Source organism: Nocardia sp. NPDC003963 (assembly GCF_053605105.1).
The window spans coordinates 15,085-17,017 of sequence record NZ_JBSGIP010000079.1; the positions used below are offsets into that span (position 1 = coordinate 15,085).

General features: G+C 65.0%; 1 protein-coding gene. It reads left to right on the forward strand.

Annotation, left to right across the window (positions count from 1 at the left end; all coding sequences use genetic code 11):
- Positions 1-764 precede the first annotated feature (764 nt).
- A partial coding sequence (locus ACWEWT_RS37495) for an NAD-glutamate dehydrogenase domain-containing protein (RefSeq protein WP_452565657.1) occupies positions 765-1,933 on the forward strand: 1,169 nt, incomplete at its 3' end.

Below are 1,933 nucleotides of genomic sequence, written 5' to 3' on the forward strand. Positions count from 1 at the left end.
GCTGGTTCGTCCACAGTGCATGTTCGTGGTGGGCCTCGGCGTACCTCCGCATTCGCTCCGGCCGTGCGCGGACGTACGTTGGCTGGTTCGAACAGACTGCGTACTGGTGGTGGGTTCCGGCGTACCCCCGTATTCGGCTGCGGTCGGGCGCGTGAGCATGCCGGTCCACAGCGCGTGTTGTCGTCGGTCTCGGCGTAACCTCCCGTCTTCGCCGGGGGCGTGCCCGGACCTATGCTGGCTGGTTCGTCCGCGGCGTGAGCTTGTGGTGGGTTTCGGTGTACGGCCACATTCGCTCCGGCCGTGTGCGTGGACATGTCGACTGCGCCGCTCACGGCGCCGGCTCGCGGGAGAGCGGGGAAGTTCCTTCGTGGTTGCTGTGGACGCGCGGGTGGATACTTCGGCTCGTTCGCACTCGACGCCGACTCGTGTGGGCCTGGGCGTAGCTTTGCGTTCGCTTCGGGTGTGCGGTGTCGGACGGAGGGTTGCCCGGCTGAGTTCTCCCACGGGACCGATCCGGACTTGTTCTCAGCGCGAACATTCCGATGCGGGACTTTCTTCCCGATCCGGGTGAGCCGGTGATCGTTTACACACGCGTAACGTACCGCTATACAACGGCACATTAAACGCGTAGAGTGCCCAGGTAGATAGTTCGAAACCGAAGCGGAAAGGCGCGGATCACGGTGACGACAATGCAGGACACAGTTTCGCCGATGCGATTCCGGATTGATCCGGACGAACTGGGGTCGGCGCGTTTCCGGACCGCGCTGTACCGCACAGCCGAGGCTCCGCCGGGGGAGTGGCGGTTCACACTGTACGCCGCGGGCGAGGGTGTTTCGCTGAGCCGGGTACTGCCGGTGCTGCACAGCCTCGGCGTGGAGGTCGTGGACGAGCGGCCCTATCAGATCGAATCCGAAGGCAGATCGGACTGGATCTACGATTTCCGGTTACGCGTGGTCTCGGCTGTGCTGCGTACGCAGCTCGACCCCGAGCTGGAGGCCGATCTCGATCAGCCCGAAAGTTCGGGCACGCAGGGATTCGCGCAGCGATTCACCGCGGCGTTCGAAGCCATGTGGTTCGGTGTCGCCGAGGTCGATACGCTCAACGAACTGATCCTGCGGGCCGGGTTGCACTGGCGTCAGGTCGTCGTGTTGCGTGCCTACGCGAAATATCTGAAACAGGCCGGATTCTCCTACGGCGCCGCCGGTATCACTCGTGTACTGCTGGCCAATCCGGAGATGTCGCGTGGTTTCGTGCGACTGTTCGAGGCGTATTTCGATCCCGACGGTGACGCCGATTCGGCCGCGGGTATCGCGGAATGGCTGGAAGCCGAGATCGACGCGGTGGTCAGCCTGGATACCGACCGGGTGCTGCGCGCGGTACTGAACGTGGTCACCGCGACCCTGCGTACCAACTACTTCCGGCGCGACGGTGAAGGGGAGCCGCCCGCGCACCTCTCGCTGAAGTTCGACCCGCAGTCCATCACGCTGCTGCCGCAGCCGCGGCCGAAGTACGAGATCTTCGTGTATTCGCCGCGGGTGGAGGGTGTGCATCTGCGGTTCGGTGCGGTGGCGCGTGGTGGTTTGCGTTGGTCGGATCGGTTGGAGGATTTCCGGACCGAGATCCTGGGTCTGGTGAAGGCGCAGGCGGTGAAGAACGCGGTGATCGTGCCGGTGGGTGCGAAGGGTGGTTTCGTGGTGAAACGCCCGCCCGCCGCCACCGGCGACGCCGCCGCCGACCGGCAGGCGCTGTTCGCCGAGGGGGTGGCCTCCTACCGGACCTTCATCTCCGGTCTGCTCGATCTGACCGATAACGTCGAGCACGGCACCGGTACCGTCCTCCCGCCGGAGCGGGTGGTGCGCCGGGACGGTGATGATACGTATCTGGTGGTGGCGGCGGATAAGGGGACGGCGACGTTCTCGGATATCGCGAATGA